Origin of the sequence: Paraburkholderia sp. RL17-373-BIF-A, from assembly GCF_046030175.1 — a bacterium.
Lineage (GTDB): Bacteria > Pseudomonadota > Gammaproteobacteria > Burkholderiales > Burkholderiaceae > Paraburkholderia.
The window spans coordinates 1-15,549 of the sequence record NZ_JARESO010000005.1 but is presented as its reverse complement, the minus strand read 5'-3'; the positions used below and the strand labels follow the sequence as shown (position 1 = coordinate 15,549).

Here is a 15,549-nt window from a genome sequence, read left to right as displayed (position 1 = left end):
ATTCCATTTCGGATCGGTGCCGTACGCGGTGTTCTTGCCATTACCGACGTGACCGTCGGTAATGGCGTCGCATGTGCGCGGTTTTGCAACAAAAGCTTTCCGCCGGCGAAATCGATATTGCCCTCGTCAAACGCGAGCCTGACAGTGGCGACTGCTTCGCATCGTGGCCGGAGACACTCGTGTGGGTGCGCGGTCGCGACGCTGATTGCAGAAACTGGATTCGGAGGAGCCTTTTGCGCCGGCGCTTTTCCCAGAAGGATGCATCTACCGGAAGCGCGCGATTCGCAGCTTCGACAAGGCAAAGCGCGCGTGGCGAGTCGCGTTCGGCAGTCAAAGGCTCACTGCGATTCAGGCTGCCGTTGCCGGAGGTTTGGCGATCTCGGTGTCACCCAAGTCGGCGGTTTTACCCGAGCATCGAATATGCTCTGATATGCCGTCAGTGCCACCAACAGAACTTGCGCTGGTCGGCGCAGGCGACGTGCTCGACACTGTACAGCAGGATCTGGTCGACTTTTTGATGAAGAAGGTTAGACGGGCATAACCTTGCTTACGATTGCGATCCGGCGCAAAGCGAGTCGTGGATACGTGCAGTGTTGAAATGTGCCAACCATACTCTTGCACCGGAGGTTGGGCAGGCGACACCGGACATACAGGAGGCCGGAACATATCAAAGCCGGAGTCATATGTCCGGTGCCCACCGCGAACCCTCTACAGATCTGTCGGCTGATTTCCCGTCGACGGGCGCATCCCGCTACTTTACCTGGCGTGCCGCCGAAATAATTGCAGCAGCGACCTCTTGAGGTTTCGACAGCATCGGTACGTGACTCGCATCGACATCGACGGCAGTCGCACCGATTTGTTTCGCCAATTTCATCTGGAAGTCGGTAGGGACTATACGGTCCTTCATCGAGACAACATACCAGGACGGCTTGTCATGCCACGCGGCGTGACCAATCTTTTCGGCGAGACAGCCCGAATACCACGGCCCCTGTGTCGCAGCGAGTAGAAGCGCTTGCGCGTGGGAGACATCGGGCGCGAAGTCTTCGACCATCGCCTTATCGGACAGCGTCAGGAAACCGGCAGCGTCCTGGTGCAGCTCGGCCGCCCACGAAGGCGCCGGCAGCCCTTTCTGAATGTCGTTGGCGGATTGTTCGCTGTCGGGTGCAAACGCTGCAACGTACACGAGCGCTTTGACCTTGTCGTTGTTACCCGCCTGCGTGATGACGGAGCCGGCCCACGAGTGGCCAACCAGCACCACCGGACCGTTTTGCCGGTCTATCGCGCGAGTCGTTGCCGAAACGTCATCGCCCAGTGATGTCAGTGGGTTTTGCACGGACGTCACGTGGAGGCCTTTTGCTTCGAGGAGAGGAATGACTTTATTCCAGCTCGAGCCATCCGCGAAAGCGCCGTGTACCAGGACAACGTTCTTGCCTGCAAGATCAGGATCGGACGCGGCCTGCGCAGTGGCGGCGGATATCAGACCAGCGGCGACGACGAGTAACGACAACCCTTGCTTGATCAGCGTATTCAAAATGGTGCCTCGTTAAAAAGTAAGAATGTAGGCGGCGTTACGTGGTCGAGAGTCACCTTTCTTCAGGCGAGGTGATGCGCCACATGCGCCGCGCAATATTTCATTTGCCGACTGAAACGGAAGCCGCCCGCGCAAGCGCCATTGCCTGCTCGCGTGCAGCCTGTCTTGCCGCGTAATCGACTTCAGGACCAAGGAGTGTTTTCTCGACCACAATCGATTTAACGTCGCTCACGCCGACGGATCGCAGCCACGCTTCCATGAACGGCCGCTGAAAATCGAACGAATGAGCGGGTGTGCTCGAGCCCACTGAATAGTCGAGGCCCCTCGCATAAATGACCACCGCCTTCTTGTCTTTCAGCAAGCCCTGTAGCCCACGCTCATCGAACGAGAACAGGATGCCGCGCTGCGACACGACGTCGATGAAATGCTTGAGCTTGTAGGGAATGGAAAAATTCCATAGCGGCACGGAGAACAGCAACGTATCCGCGTCGTGCAATCGCTGCGCGAGTTCTCGGATGTTCGTCCACGCCTGCTGCTGGTCTTCGCTGAGCGGTGTGCCGCTCAGGTCCGCATATTTGGCATCGAGCGCGTCGCCGTCGAACTCCGGCATCTCCACCGACCACAGATCCAGCACGTCGATCCGATGACCCGGATGAGCGTCGCGATAAGCATCCAGATACGCGCGTGCGACGTCGAGGGAGGCAGACCGCTTCTTACGTGGCGACGATTCGATATGCAGCAAGGTAGGCATGGGACTACTCCATGTGGGTTGGGAGTCGCCATCACAACATATTTCGATTCAAAATATAAACGAAGTATCATCGCCATATTCAGTTTGGTTTGCACTATATAAGCGAGGACCCCCATGTTCGATACCGTCCTGCTGCGATCCTTCGTGGCCGTGGTCCAGGAGGGCGGCTTCACGCTCGCCGCTGCCCGTCTCAATCTGACGCAGTCTGCCGTCAGCGCGCATCTGCGGCGTCTGGAAAAACAGACCGGCCGCGATCTGCTCGCGCGTACCACGCGCTCGGTCACGCTCACGGCCGACGGCGAACTGCTGCTGGGTTACGCGCGGGCGATCCTGGCACTCAACCATGATGCGCAGGCGCAGCTTTCGCGCGCACCGAGCGAGGGCGCGATCCGTGTCGGCCTTTCCGAAGACCTCGCCAACGTCAGGTTGATGAATGTCATGCAGACGTTCGCGGTGCGCTACCCGCGCATTGCGTTCAGCGTCAGGGTTGGCATTCCTGGCGAACTGCTGCACGCAATGGATCAGGCCGAACTGGACTTGGTGATTGGCGGTCGCTGCGAGGGTGCCCGTTCTGGACGCGTGCTCTGGCGCGAGCCACTCGTGTGGGCCGGTGCGGAATGGGCGTCGCTTACGCCTGGCGCTCCGGTGCCGCTTGCGGTGCTGCCAGAACCGTGTCCGTATCGGGAGGCTGCACTGGCCGCGCTCGCCCGCGCGGGCATCGACTACCGGATTGCGCTGGTGTGTTCGAGCGGCGCCGGTCTATGTGCCGCGGCGCAGGCCGGCTTTGCGGTGACGCCGGTCGTGCAGACGCAACTCGTACACGGCTTGCACGTAGTCCCGCCTGATGCAGGCTTGCCTTCACTGCCTGATGTCGAGTTCACGATTTTCACTGCGGCGGGTGCAGCCGCGCCCCTCGCCGACGAATTGGGAAACGCCATCGCGCTGGCATTCGCGAATAAGGGATGACGCGTAGCGAGCGCCAGGTGATCTGTCAAAGACCGAGAATCGAAACTTCCTCGGTCCACGCTAACCCATGAATCATGCGGCCGCGACCGGATTTGTTCCGCGCACGAAAAATAGTTTGTCCATGGCGGGTATTTGCTCGAAGCATAAATACACCTAGATTAGGCACGCATCGGAGCCGCCGGCCCGGTGGGCAAGAGAGCCCAATCCAAACTTCGAGGTTTGAATGAGCGCATCGCAAAAGGTCGTAGTCGTGACGGGTGCATCGCAAGGTATTGGTGCAGAGACCGTCAAAGCATTCCGCAAGCTGGACTATCGCATCGTCGCAACGGCACGCAGCATCAAGCCGTCGGACGACCCCGGCATTCTGACCGTGGCGGGTGACATCGCTGACCCGGCGACGGCGCATCGCGTCATTACGGAAGGTGTGGCGCGCTTCGGCCGCATCGACACGCTGATCAACAACGCCGGTATCTTCATCGCAAAGCCGTTCACGGGTTATACCGCTGAAGACTACGCTGCGATGACGGGTGTGAATCTGAACGGTTTCTTTTACATCACGCAGTTGGCGATCGCTGAAATGGAGAAGAACAAAAGCGGCCATGTGGTCAGCATCACGACCAGTCTCGTCGATCATGCCATCAACGGTGTGCCGTCGGTGCTGGCATCGCTGACGAAAGGCGGTCTGAACGCGGCCACGAAGTCGCTTGCAATCGAATACGCGAAGCGCGGCATCCGCGCGAACGCGGTTGCACCCGGCATTATGAAGTCGCCGATGCATGCGCCCGAAACGCACGCGGCACTCGGCGCACTCCACCCGGTGGGCCACATGGGCGAGATGAGCGATATCGTGAACGCGATCCTGTATCTGGATGCGGCGCCGTTCGTGACGGGCGAAATCCTGCACGTGGACGGCGGTCAGAGCGCTGGTCACTGAAGCATCGTCGGGCGCTACAGGTTGCGCCCGTTAACTGACTTATCGATAAGGAGTTGGCAATGTCGATCGAAAATGTTCTCTACCGTGCTCACGCAGAGGCTACTGGAGGCCGCGAAGGGCGCGCCGTGGCGCCTGAAAGTGGACTGGACCTGAAGCTGACGAGGCCGAAGGGGTTGGGCGGAAAGGGCGAGAAGGGCACAAACCCCGAAGAGCTTTTTGCGGCCGGTTATAGCGCATGCTTTATCGGTGCGATGCAATTCGTTGCTGCGCGCGACAAAATTGCTATCCCTACTGATGTGTCGGTGAACGGAATAGTGGGCATCGGACCGATCCCCAATGGCTTCGGCATCGAAGTCGAGTTGAAGATATCGTTACCGGGCATGGCACGAGAAGCGGCTCAGGACTTCATCAACAGGGCCCATATTGTGTGCCCTTATTCGAACGCAACGCGGAACAACATAGACGTGACGCTTACGCTCGTCTAAGCCGCAATTGTGTTCGATGATCTTCGGAACGCCCTGGCGATTGACGGCCTGCAGGACCGTTGATTCCGATGTACCTCGCGCCGGGCAGTCTTGAGTCGAGGTGCGACGTCTTTAGAGAGAAAAGCCGGGTGCGGTTGCCCAGCGTATCGCAACGCGCGCCATTGCCTTGCATTTCGTAGACGAGCGGTCTAATATCAGTGGGATGGATACGCATACCGCACCGCGCCGCAGAGGGCGCCCGCCGAAAGAACTCGCAGGCTATAGCGAAACCCGAGAGCTTCTCGTGCGCGCTGGGGTCGTTGCGCTCACGGAAAAAGGCTTCTCTGCAACCGGACTCGACGAAATCTTGCGCAGCGTGAACGTGCCAAAGGGATCGTTCTATCACTACTTCGGGAGCAAGGAAGCGTTCGGCCTCGAATTGATCGACCGCTACGCGATGTATTTCGCGAGAAAGCTCGATCAGTTCCTCGCGGACGAATCTATATCGCCCCTGAAGCGCTTGCAGGATTTCGTCTCGGACGCAGAGGCAGGGATGGGGCGTTACGGCTTTCGGCGTGGGTGTCTCGTGGGCAATCTCGGACAAGAAATGGCCGTACTCCCGGAAGCTCATCGTGTACGGCTGCGCGAGGTTTTTGCCGATTGGGAAGCCCGCACAACGAAGTGCCTGATGGAAGCGCAGGCTGCGGGTGAGATTGCGGAAGGGGCCGATTGCTCGCAACTTGCCGCATTTTTTTGGATAGGCTGGGAGGGCGCGGTGTTGAGGGCGAAGCTCGAAGGCGGGCCTGAAGCGTTGCGTACTTTTGCGAACGTTTTTTTCGCTGCGCTCGGTTAGGCGGCTTTTTTTCTGTTTTTATAGACGATCGGTCTAATTTAGATGGGCAGCGCTGGAAGCCGCTCGTGTGGACAAATAGGATGCACATGCAAAGTACGACATTTGACTTTATTGTGATTGGCGCCGGCTCCGCGGGCAGCCTGCTCGCGAATCGTCTGAGCGCCGACAAAACCAGAAATGTCCTTCTGGTCGAGGCGGGCGGCACCGATGACTACATGTGGATCCATATCCCTGTCGGCTATCTATATTGCGTCGACAATCCGCGCACGGACTGGCAATTCCGCACTGAGCCGGACAAAGGCCTCAACGGCCGGCAGATTCTTTATCCACGTGGCAAAACGTTGGGTGGTTGCTCCAGTATCAACGGGATGATCTACATGCGTGGCCAGGCTCGCGATTACGATCATTGGGCGGACCTGACGGGCGATCCGGAATGGAACTGGAGCAACTCGTTGAAGGACTTCAAGGCTCACGAAGACTTCTACAAACTCGATCCGAAGCAGCGTGACCTGCTGAACAGCCGTGTCGACGCGATCGCAAAGGCTCACGGAAGCGGTGGCGAGTGGCGTGTCGAAAGGCAGCGTCTTAAGTGGGAAATCCTCGATGCGTTCGCCAAAGCGGCTGAACAGGCGGGCATTCCTATCATCGAGGATTTCAACACTGGTGATAATTTCGGCGTCAGCTATTTCGACGTCACGCAGAAAGACGGCTGGCGCTGGAATACCTCGAAGGCGTTCCTGCGTCCGATCAAACACCGGCCGAATCTCACGACGTGGACCAACTCCCATGTGAAGAAGCTCAGGATCGACCGTGACAAAAACGGTGTGCTGCGTTGTACCGGTGTGGAACTTGTCCGCGATGGCGAACTCGTGTCGGTGAGCGCCGCGCGCGAAGTAGTGCTCAGCGCCGGTGCGATCGGTTCGCCGCATATTCTGCAGCACTCGGGCATTGGGCCGGCGTCTCTGTTGAAAAAACACGGCATCGATATTGTCCAGCACACACCGGGCGTCGGTGCGAACTTGCAGGATCACCTTCAGATTCGCGCGGTCTACCAGGTTGAAAACTGCGAGACGCTGAACGTTCTTGCGTCGAACATGGTCGGCAAGGCGAAGATCGGCCTCGAATATGCGCTGCACCGCTCGGGTCCGATGAGCATGGCACCCTCTCAGCTCGGGGCATTTACCCGGAGCGATCCGTCAAGGAAGCACGCCAACATTGAGTATCACGTGCAGCCGCTGAGTCTCGACGCTTTCGGGCAACCGCTGCACACATTCCCGGCGTTCACCGCCAGTGTGGCCAATGTGAACCCCACAAGCCGGGGCACGGTGCATATCAGGAGCGGCAACTTCGAGGATGCGCCGGCCATTGCGCCGAATTACCTCAGCACGGAAGACGATCGCAAAGTCGCCGTCGACAGCCTCCGCTTGACGCGACGCATCGCGAGCCAGGCGGCCCTCGCGGAATACAGGCCGCAAGAGTACAAGCCGGGTCCGCAGTACGAATCGGATGCTGAACTCACGAAACTGGCCGGTGACATCGCCACCACGATCTTCCACCCCGTGGGTACTGTGCAGATGGGCACGTTCGCGGATCCGAATGTTGTCGTCGACAGCCATCTTCGCGTGCGCGGCGTTGCGGGACTTCGGGTGGTGGACGCGAGCGTGATGCCGACGATCACCAGCGGCAATACGAGCGCTCCTACGATGATGATCGCAGAGAAAGCTTCGCGCTGGATTCAGCAAGGCGTTTGACTCTATTCAACCAGGAATTGGCTATGACTGAGAACAAAACCGGGGTGAAGAAGCGCTTACCCCTCGAAGGAATCACGGTGATCGATTTCTCGCGTGTGCTGTCAGGACCGTACTGCGCGATGACGCTTGCTGACCTCGGAGCACGCGTCATCAAAATAGAGCGTGTGGGCACGGGAGACGATACTCGGGCGTTCGGTCCGTTCGTCGACGACGAATCGGCGTACTTCATGTGCTTCAACCGCGGAAAGGAGAGCATTGCGCTCGACTTCAAGTCTCCGCGTGACCGCGAACTGCTCGGCCGATTGCTGGACAAGGCTGACGTGGTGGTCGAAAACTTCCGGCCCGGGGTGATGGATCGGCTCGGCTACGGCGCAGAGCAATTGGCGAGGACGCATCCGCACATCGTCTACGCATCGATTTCGGGCTTTGGCCACACCGGCCCGTTCAAGGATCTGCCCGGTTACGACACCGTCGTGCAGGCCATGGGCGGAGTCATGAGTCTGACGGGGTGGCCCGACAGTCAGCCCGCACGGGTTGGCACAGCCTTCGGGGACCTCGGTGCAGCACTATTCGCCGTGATAGGCATCCTGGCGGGGCTCTACAAGCGCTCCAGAGATGCACAAGGCACGCACGTGGACATCGCGATGCTGGATTGCCAGGCCGCGTTGATGGAAACGGCGTTTGCCCGGTTCGATGTCGAAAAGAAGGTGCCTACGAGGACTGGCGACGCCCACCCGTCACTCGCACCGTTCGAAAGCTTTGCTGCCCAGGATGGGCGATTCATCATCGCCGCAGGCAACGATCAGCTTTTTCTTTTGATGGCAGACGCCCTGGGCGTGCCGGAAGTGGCCTTCGCCCCGTTGTTCCTGACGAACGATCTCCGCGTGCAAAACCGGCCCGCCATGATCGAGGCCATTGAGCGGGTAACCCGCTCCGCACCGGTCAGTGTCTGGCTCGACAAGCTGAACGAGGCCGGCGTGCCCTGTGCTCCGATCAACACGATCGACAAGGTCTTCGATCATCCGCAACTTCAGGCGCGCAATATGTTCATCCACGTCCAGGGTAAGTCCGAGCGGAAAGTGAAAACCGCCGGCAATCCGATCAAGATGAATACCTCACCCGACGAGGACGTCACGGTGGTCAGGAGAGCGCCGGCAGTTGACGAGCATCGCGAAGCGATTCTGGCTGAACTGATGGCTTCGTCGGGCGCCTACGCGTCGCAGGCTGAATCCGAATCAGGCGTCGATGAAATGAAGCGCTCCACGAGCCTTGCTGCATGACGCCGCAATTTTGAACTGACAGGTGAATATATGAAGACCGACGTTTCAGCAGTGCAGGAAGCATCCGCCAAGCAAACCAAGATGCAAGTGATCGAACCGAACGTGGGACCTGCTGTCGCAGGCGCGAATGCAGATGCCGTGGGAGCGGTGTCGGAAAACGGTGTGTACGAAACCATCAAGATCGATCGAAGGGAGCGCGTCGGCCTGATCACGCTCTACCGCCCGAAGAACCTTAACGCGCTCAATGTTCAGATGTCGCGCGAGGTGCTCGCGGCGCTTATTGCGTTCGATCATGACGATGGAATCGGCGCGATCGTGATAACAGGCAATGCGCGCGCATTTGCAGCTGGGGCGGACATCGAGGAAATGGTCGACAAGTCCTTCGCCGACTGGCACGCCAAAGACCTGTTCGCCGAATGGGATCGCATTCGAACCATTTCAAAGCCGGTCATCGCGGCTGTTGGCGGCTACGCACTCGGCGGCGGTTGCGAACTGGCGATGGCCTGCGATTTCATCATTGCGGCCCATGATGCCCAATTCGGCCAACCGGAGATCAAGCTCGGGATTCCGCCTGGTATTGGCGGTTCGCAGCGCTTGACACGTGCAGTCGGAAAGTCGCTTGCGATGGATCTGATTCTTACTGGCCGGAATTTGGCCGCTAATGAGGCATTTGCAGCCGGCCTCGTTGCGCGCGTTGTTCCGTCGGCCGATTTGCTGCAAACCGCGCTCGAGACAGCGCATACCATCGCAGGTTATAACCTGCCTGCCGTACGGCTTGCCAAGGAGGCGGTCAATCGTGCATTCGAGACACCGCTGAGCGAGGGTGTGCTGCACGAGCGTCGGCTTTTTCAGGCCGCCTTCGCCACCGAAGGTCAAAAGGAAGGCATGTACGCGTTCCTGGCCAAGCGCGCTCCTGTCTTCCGCCATCGATAAGCCACGACTTATCGTCAGTAATGGGCAGAGCGCGACGCAAATGCCTCGTTTAGAGTGATGCGCTCTCGCCCGACGAATTCGTCGTTTTGAAATCACCGCCGGTTTGACGGACCCGTTGTGGAAAAAAACGGTGTACCTTTCGTTGCTGTCTATATATCCTGCGCGGCCGCGATTGCGTCTTCCAGCATCTGAGTACCGATCAGTGCACCGTGGATTCCGATAACACTCGCAATCTCGATGACCTCCATGATTTCCTCCGCGGTTGCACCGTGACGAAGTGCATTGCGCATGTGAATCCTGATACCCGGCTCGTAAAGATGGGTGGCGGCGACATCGAGCGCGCAAAGCACAAGCTCCTTGATTTTCGGTTCGAGAACTCCGTTCTGCCACGGAACCGACGAAAATTCGAGGTACGCCTCGAAGAAATCCGGATCGAGTTCCAGCGCATCGTCCCAGATGCGATCCCAAGGCCCCTGTACTTCGGTAAAGCGTCGCTTCAATGTTTGCCTGCGGCTATCCGCAGACACTGTCCGCTCGCGGAGACCATCTTCCTCAAGCACTTCTGCGAGGATGGGCATGGCAACATTGAAAGCGTGAATACCGATCGTACTGGTCAGCTCGAGCACTTCCATCAGTTCTTCACGTGTGGCACCAAAATCCACCGCCGCCTTCAGATGCATCTGGATGCCGGGAGCGAAGAGATGGGTCGAGGACGCATTCACGGCGATATAGATGAACTCCTTGACCTTGTCCTCCAGGTGGTTGTGTCGCAGTGGCACCGCTGACAGGTTAAGGTACGCATGCAGAAAATCACAGTCGACACGAAGAATACTTTCCCATTGCGGAGCCCACGTACTCCGCACGCGGATGAACTCGTCCTTGATCGATTGCTGTTTGTGGGTAAGTGTCATTGCTTCTCCGTTAGAGATATGTACAGGGGAAACTAACCATTAGAGCATCACGCATACAGTCAGGAGCATGATTGACGTCATACGCTCGCACTGTCCGGAGCGATTGACAAGCGAAGGGAAAATATACGGCTATCTGATTGATAGATAACGCTACGCCGGCAACGAACGAGACGACCCATCTGTGGTCCCGCACAAAGTTTGTGGGGCGCAACCGTCAATGGGTGATCGGGATAGCTCACAAAAAAAGCGCACTTCCGAGAATGTGCGCCGCGACAAAAGAAGGGCAGGGTAGGGTAGGAGGAACGTCCCTTCATGCCGCAAAAAGACCTATTACCCGATGGCCGAGGCGAACTGGCCAGCGACCATGGAATGTTTCATCAGGAACGGACAAATACGATCAGACGGTCACGGTCGATATGTCGTGCCACAGCTTGGCCACGATCACAAAGGAGCCGTTGACATACGCCCAGTTCAAGTGATCGATGAAAACCTTGTCGTGAATGCGCAGGTGAACTTTGGTGACTGCAATGTCGGTCGACAGAAAGTCTACCGAGATCAACGCATCGTCACGCCTTTGGCCTTTACTCATTGGCGACACACGTTTAGCGATGACCTCCCGGTAGTCGGCAAAGGGGACGACAGTCAGTTTTCCGTCGTCCGTGTCGAACAAGCTGCAACTCGTGTGGAAAACCCGATCAAACTTGTCCAGATCGCATTCGTGCAGTGCCTGAAAATATAGCTCGACGGCTTGGGCAAGTTCGGGCATTTTCTCGATAGACATGTTGATGTTCCTTATGGTTTGCAGGTATTAAGCGAATGCCTGACTGTGGTGATAGAGGCCAGAAATGACATCCGCTTGGGTCATCATCCCAACTAGCCGGCCTTGAGAGTCAACAACGGGTATGTGGTGATGTCCGTGCTTTGCGAACATCGGAACAACGGTCATCAGTAACGTCTTGGCTTCGACCGTTTCCGGTCTTGCTGTCATCAAACTATCGACCCGCGTCTCCTGGCTGGGAACGGTCCAGGGACCGAGACACGAATTGCAGGCCTCGGCAAGGCTGACAGTCTCTACGCGTCCGTAGACATCCGCCCACGTGACGATGCCAATAACCTGTTTCGATCCATCGGTTACTGGAAGAGCTTTAATGCGATGTCTGAGTAAAATGTCACGAGCTTCATTCAACGAGGTTTTTGCTGGAATACAGACGGCGGGACGTGACATAACGTCGCCACATGTCAGTTCGCCGAAGCTACGAGCGTAAGCCAACATCTGTGCTTCCTCCAGCAACGAGGCAAGATCATCGGTTCCTATATCCAGGAGTTCTCCGCGTCGACGTACGGCAGACTCCAGGTCAACACGCGAGATCTCTCGGCGCGACCGATCGACATCATTGATGACGGTGCCCTTGTGGCTAGCATGCGGATAACGGTGACCAGTGAGCGCGTGATAGATAATCGCACACACCAGCATGATCAACGATTGCACCGCTACTGGCGCGAACACGAAGCCATATCCAAGGGAGTGAATGCCGGGCCCTCCCAGCACGGCGGTGAGGGCGACGGCACCAGAAGGTGGGTGCATGCATCTAAGCGAAAACATCGCACATAGCGCGATGGGGACTGCGGCAGCTGCAGCGAGCACCTGGTCAGAAATAGATTGCGAACATGCGACGCCAATCGTGGCGGAAATCAAATTTCCGCCAATAAAGGACCATGGTTGAGCGATTGGACTTGCCGGCACGGCGAAGAGCAAGACCGCCGATGCCCCCATGGGCGCAACCAGGAATGGAACCAATACGCCGCTCTGAGTGAAGCTGCGCATGGTTAGCGCGGTGACCGTAATGCCGATCGATACCCCCACGCACGAACGAATGCGTTCAGACCAGTTGACAGAGATGGGTGACGGAACGAAGCGGCTGAGCCAATGGATCATGCGATATTCCCAGGCCTGCCGGAGCGTAGCGGCTTGCATTCCTGCGCGTCACCGTTCATGCGTGCAGATCGTGACGAACAGACGAGGAGCGCTTTGCCCACGTTGGGTCCAGCTTCTATCGAACCTGCGATGCTGATAATTTGCGAATCGTAAGCTCGTTGCCTTCGAGTTTGAATACCCACGATAGGCAAACACTCTTTCCCGGCGAGAACAAGTTAGGCGTGCAGTGAGCGGTCCCGCCGGGCGGCTAGCTGCCGATCGATTCCGCCGGAACTCCGCAGGAACTGTCGGTTATCTGTTTACGTGATACCCCTATCGCCATAAACCGCCTATGCGTATTGGAAACGTTGCTAAGCTGTTTCCTGCGCGATATGTCAACAATCTCAATGTAAGAACGTCGCTATATGGTTTGTCTGACCTTCGATGGATTTGTCGGCAATGATGGCAGCCTTCGGATCTTTACAGCCACGAAAGTTCCAGTCAGGGGATGTTTGCTTTGTGAAATTTATCAGCGAGGTAGGCGATGGATCAGCTATACATGTTGCGAGCATTCGTTGCAGTCGCACAGCATAGAAGCTTTAGTAAGGCGGCTGCATCGTTGGGCGTGACCACGGGCTCGATCTCCAAAGCTATCGCCAAGCTCGAAGAGAGCATCCAGACGCTGATCCTGCATAGAACAACCCGATCTGTTTCAGTGACAGATGCGGCACAGTCGTACTATCTGAGTTGCTGCCGTCTCCTCGAAGAACTTGACGAAGCGAATCGTCGGATCGCGCAAGAACGGGAAATCGATAGTGGAAGGTTGCGACTCGTTGTGCACCCGATGCTGGTGAACAAAACCTTCTCGCGACTTTTGTCCGACTATCAAGCAATCGCTCCCAACGTGAATCTCATGGTTTCCGTTCGGGAAGAAGCGGTGAACCTGTATGACGGCCACTTCGATATGGCGATTCTTCCGCCTCACCTAGTGGAGCAGTCTGGGGTAATTCGCCGTACGTTGTCCAGGTCGCGGCACATTTTTGTCGCCGCACCAGGATATCTTGAACGATGCGGGACACCCGAAGCCGCTTCGGATCTGGCTAGCCATTTCCTTCTGTTGGACCCTGCGTCTAAACAGAAGGGCACGAATTTCATCGATCTTCTGGAAACAGGAAAACGAATGAGTGTGCTGCCGATGTCGTCCATGGACGGTAACGAGGTGCTGCTTCGGGCAGCGGCACTTACGGGAACCGGCATTGCGACCATATCCGAAGCTATGGTTCGTGAAGACATTGCCGCGGGGCATCTCACGCACATCTTACCGCAGTGCTCCACGTCAGAAAGCGGCGCGGAGGTATGTCTTTTCTACTCGCACCGGGAATTGCTTCCTGTGAGACTGAGGACCTTCGTCGATTTCTGCATTGATTTCTTCCGCTCGCTTCCCGGACCTATCCCTAATGCGATGGTGGCAATTTCACAGCGCCTGGACCGTGACGTAGATCATGCGCTAACAACGGTCTGAAGCCTGGGTGAAAGGGCGTCGCATTGCGTTACGCCATTCGTCATTTTCAGTGATCGATAGGATGCCGTCATGGAAATGCGTCAGTTGAGAATCTTCTGTGCTGTGGCCGAAGAGGGCAGCTTCACTGCGGCGGCGGACAAAGTGCACACCGTGCAGTCCAATGTCACCATGCGGGTGAAAGAGCTCGAGGCTGAGTTGAGTCAGCAACTGTTCATTCGGCAAAAGAGTGGCGTGGTGCTCACGTCGGCCGGACAGACTTTCCTCGGCTACGCACGCCGCATTCTGCAGCTCACGGAGGAGAGTCGCAATGCGCTGATGGATACTGCAACGCCCGCCGGGCACCTTCGACTCGGATCGATGGAAACGACGGCTGCGATACGACTGCCCCAGGTGCTGACGAAATACCGGGCAAAGCATCCCCAGGTCAAGTTATCTCTGTTGACGGGCACCACCGTCGAATTGATCAAGGCCATCGAAAGTTATCGTCTCGATGGCGCGTTCGTGGGCGGGTTTCACGAGAACACAGGTCTGTCCCAGGAGGAGGCGTTCGAAGAAGAACTGGTCCTGGTGAGCAGTTGTGAGTTTGACTCGCTGGCAGCGCTTATCCGCGTCATGCCTCAACAAACGGTGCTTGTTTTCCGGACGGGATGCTTTTACCGCTCTACACTCGAGCATTGGTTTCATCAGGGCGGGCTGGTTCCCAATCACGTGATGGAACTGGGAACGCTTGATGGCATCCTGTCATGTGTCGCTGCGGGCCTAGGCGTTACGTTGTTGCCGAAGACTGTCGTCGAAAGCTATGTATCCCGGCAGACGATCCGCTACCATCGGCTGCCGCCCGAGATCGCAAATGTCAAGACCGTTTTCATTCGTAGGAGTGACACCTTGATCACCCCAGCATTGACCGCTTTCATTAGTCTGGCGCGAGATCAGTTCATCCGGGTAAACGAAGATACGAAAATCGTCGTGGAAAGAGTCGCGCCAGCGAAGCATGCCGCTACCAACGCGCCGAATCTCAACGTTCACTAGGGATCGCGCGATTGCGCCGGCAGCCCGGCGTGTGAGGGGTGAGCGCCGCGATAACGAGGGGGCAGCACGGCGTGCCTCTGCATGTCCGGGGTCGGCTATACAGACGCATACTCACCGACAGACGGTACGCTCAGAAGTGGTTGCTGATGCGATTCCGTGTGCGGCGAGTATGCTGACTGAAAGGCCGCCGCGGTTAGATCGCATTGCCTGCATCATGACAAAGTGGCGCCAATGCGTGGTGGTCGCTTGCATCATCGCCCCGCATTTCCGGGGCTGCGGATAACACAGGTAGCCCTTCGATGAGTTCAGCTACCCGTTCGGCTGCAGAGACGACATTGTCGATCTTTCCAACACCCTGTCCAGCGTAAAGCGACAGTTTCTGTGCCATCCGCGGCTTGTCAATCACGCGTGCTCCGCCCCCGATGAAGCGCAGCAAGTTCCATTTATCGCTATTTGGAATCACCCGGTGCGGGGTGCCGTACTTCCAGCCGAATGAGTAGCCCGTCCGATACTCAGTATCGTCCACGGTGGATTCGACGATCTTTTGCTTGTAGAGCGGATGTGCGTTCGACTCATGGCTTGCCACGAACGCCGTACCTACGAGGACACCCGCGGCGCCGAGCCCCATTGCGGCCTTGACGTCGTCGCGATTGGTGATGCCTCCTGCCGCCAGGATCGGCCGTCCTTGCGCGATTTTGCAAATCGCCGG

15 protein-coding genes and 1 pseudogene are annotated in these 15,549 nt (G+C 57.5%); 10 read left to right on the top strand and 6 right to left on the bottom strand.

What is annotated here, in order from left to right; genetic code table 11:
* Window positions 1–71: 71 nt before the first annotated feature.
* Window positions 72–541 (top strand): annotated as a pseudogene (locus tag P0D80_RS07510) (LysR substrate-binding domain-containing protein); the annotation flags it as partial.
* Between the two features lie 210 nt (window positions 542–751).
* Here P0D80_RS07510 and P0D80_RS07505 read toward each other — a convergent pair.
* Both P0D80_RS07505 and P0D80_RS07500 read right to left on the bottom strand, forming a co-directional pair.
* Complete coding sequence (locus tag P0D80_RS07505; protein WP_408282548.1) at window positions 752–1,531, bottom strand: alpha/beta fold hydrolase; 780 nt, start codon at window positions 1,529–1,531, stop codon at window positions 752–754.
* A 100-nt stretch (window positions 1,532–1,631) separates the two neighbouring features.
* Window positions 1,632–2,282, bottom strand: a complete 651-nt coding sequence (locus tag P0D80_RS07500) for an FMN-dependent NADH-azoreductase (protein ID WP_408282545.1) — start codon at window positions 2,280–2,282, stop codon at window positions 1,632–1,634.
* A gap of 114 nt (window positions 2,283–2,396) precedes the next feature.
* Here P0D80_RS07500 and P0D80_RS07495 point away from each other — a divergent pair, with 114 nt between their 5' ends.
* The 7 genes from P0D80_RS07495 (at window position 2,397) to P0D80_RS07465 (ending at window position 9,463) form a co-directional block, all read left to right on the top strand.
* Window positions 2,397–3,248: a LysR substrate-binding domain-containing protein gene (locus P0D80_RS07495; protein ID WP_408282542.1), complete on the top strand. Its 852-nt coding sequence runs from the start codon at window positions 2,397–2,399 to the stop codon at window positions 3,246–3,248.
* 223 nt (window positions 3,249–3,471) lie between these two features.
* The gene (locus tag P0D80_RS07490) at window positions 3,472–4,182 is read left to right on the top strand and encodes an SDR family NAD(P)-dependent oxidoreductase (protein WP_408282539.1); all 711 of its coding nucleotides are present in this window, start codon (window positions 3,472–3,474) and stop codon (window positions 4,180–4,182) included.
* A 59-nt stretch (window positions 4,183–4,241) separates the two neighbouring features.
* Window positions 4,242–4,667, top strand: a complete 426-nt coding sequence (locus P0D80_RS07485; protein ID WP_408282535.1) for an organic hydroperoxide resistance protein — start codon at window positions 4,242–4,244, stop codon at window positions 4,665–4,667.
* Window positions 4,668–4,869: 202 nt separating this feature from the next.
* Window positions 4,870–5,499, top strand: coding sequence for an acrylate utilization transcriptional regulator AcuR (acuR, locus tag P0D80_RS07480; RefSeq protein WP_408282532.1), 630 nt, complete (start codon window positions 4,870–4,872; stop codon window positions 5,497–5,499).
* An 86-nt stretch (window positions 5,500–5,585) separates the two neighbouring features.
* Window positions 5,586–7,250 carry a GMC family oxidoreductase gene (locus P0D80_RS07475; RefSeq protein WP_408282529.1) on the top strand — a complete coding sequence of 555 codons (1,665 nt, stop codon included), beginning with the start codon at window positions 5,586–5,588 and terminating at the stop codon, window positions 7,248–7,250.
* A gap of 23 nt (window positions 7,251–7,273) precedes the next feature.
* Window positions 7,274–8,530, top strand: a complete 1,257-nt coding sequence (locus tag P0D80_RS07470; RefSeq protein WP_408176013.1) for a CaiB/BaiF CoA transferase family protein — start codon at window positions 7,274–7,276, stop codon at window positions 8,528–8,530.
* Window positions 8,531–8,560: 30 nt separating this feature from the next.
* Entirely contained in the window at window positions 8,561–9,463 is a 903-nt protein-coding gene (locus tag P0D80_RS07465) for an enoyl-CoA hydratase-related protein (protein WP_408176014.1), read from the top strand.
* 149 nt (window positions 9,464–9,612) lie between these two features.
* On the opposite strand, the gene P0D80_RS07460 is transcribed toward P0D80_RS07465, so the two are convergent.
* The 3 genes from P0D80_RS07460 to P0D80_RS07450 form a co-directional block, all read right to left on the bottom strand.
* Window positions 9,613–10,374, bottom strand: coding sequence for a carboxymuconolactone decarboxylase family protein (locus P0D80_RS07460; protein WP_408176015.1), 762 nt, complete (start codon window positions 10,372–10,374; stop codon window positions 9,613–9,615).
* A 397-nt stretch (window positions 10,375–10,771) separates the two neighbouring features.
* Window positions 10,772–11,155 (bottom strand): nuclear transport factor 2 family protein, encoded by a 384-nt coding sequence (locus P0D80_RS07455; RefSeq protein ID WP_408282525.1) that lies wholly within the window; start codon window positions 11,153–11,155, stop codon window positions 10,772–10,774.
* A 27-nt stretch (window positions 11,156–11,182) separates the two neighbouring features.
* The gene (locus P0D80_RS07450) at window positions 11,183–12,310 is read right to left on the bottom strand and encodes an HPP family protein (protein WP_408282522.1); all 1,128 of its coding nucleotides are present in this window, start codon (window positions 12,308–12,310) and stop codon (window positions 11,183–11,185) included.
* A 523-nt stretch (window positions 12,311–12,833) separates the two neighbouring features.
* Here P0D80_RS07450 and P0D80_RS07445 point away from each other — a divergent pair.
* Window positions 12,834–13,811, top strand: coding sequence for a LysR family transcriptional regulator (locus tag P0D80_RS07445; RefSeq protein WP_408176019.1), 978 nt, complete (start codon window positions 12,834–12,836; stop codon window positions 13,809–13,811).
* A gap of 69 nt (window positions 13,812–13,880) precedes the next feature.
* Complete coding sequence (locus P0D80_RS07440) at window positions 13,881–14,840, top strand: LysR family transcriptional regulator (RefSeq protein WP_408282518.1); 960 nt, start codon at window positions 13,881–13,883, stop codon at window positions 14,838–14,840.
* A 193-nt stretch (window positions 14,841–15,033) separates the two neighbouring features.
* Here the strand turns inward: P0D80_RS07440 and P0D80_RS07435 are convergent.
* Window positions 15,034–15,549 (bottom strand): NAD(P)H-dependent flavin oxidoreductase (locus tag P0D80_RS07435; protein WP_408282515.1); only part of this gene is annotated, 516 nt, incomplete at its 5' end.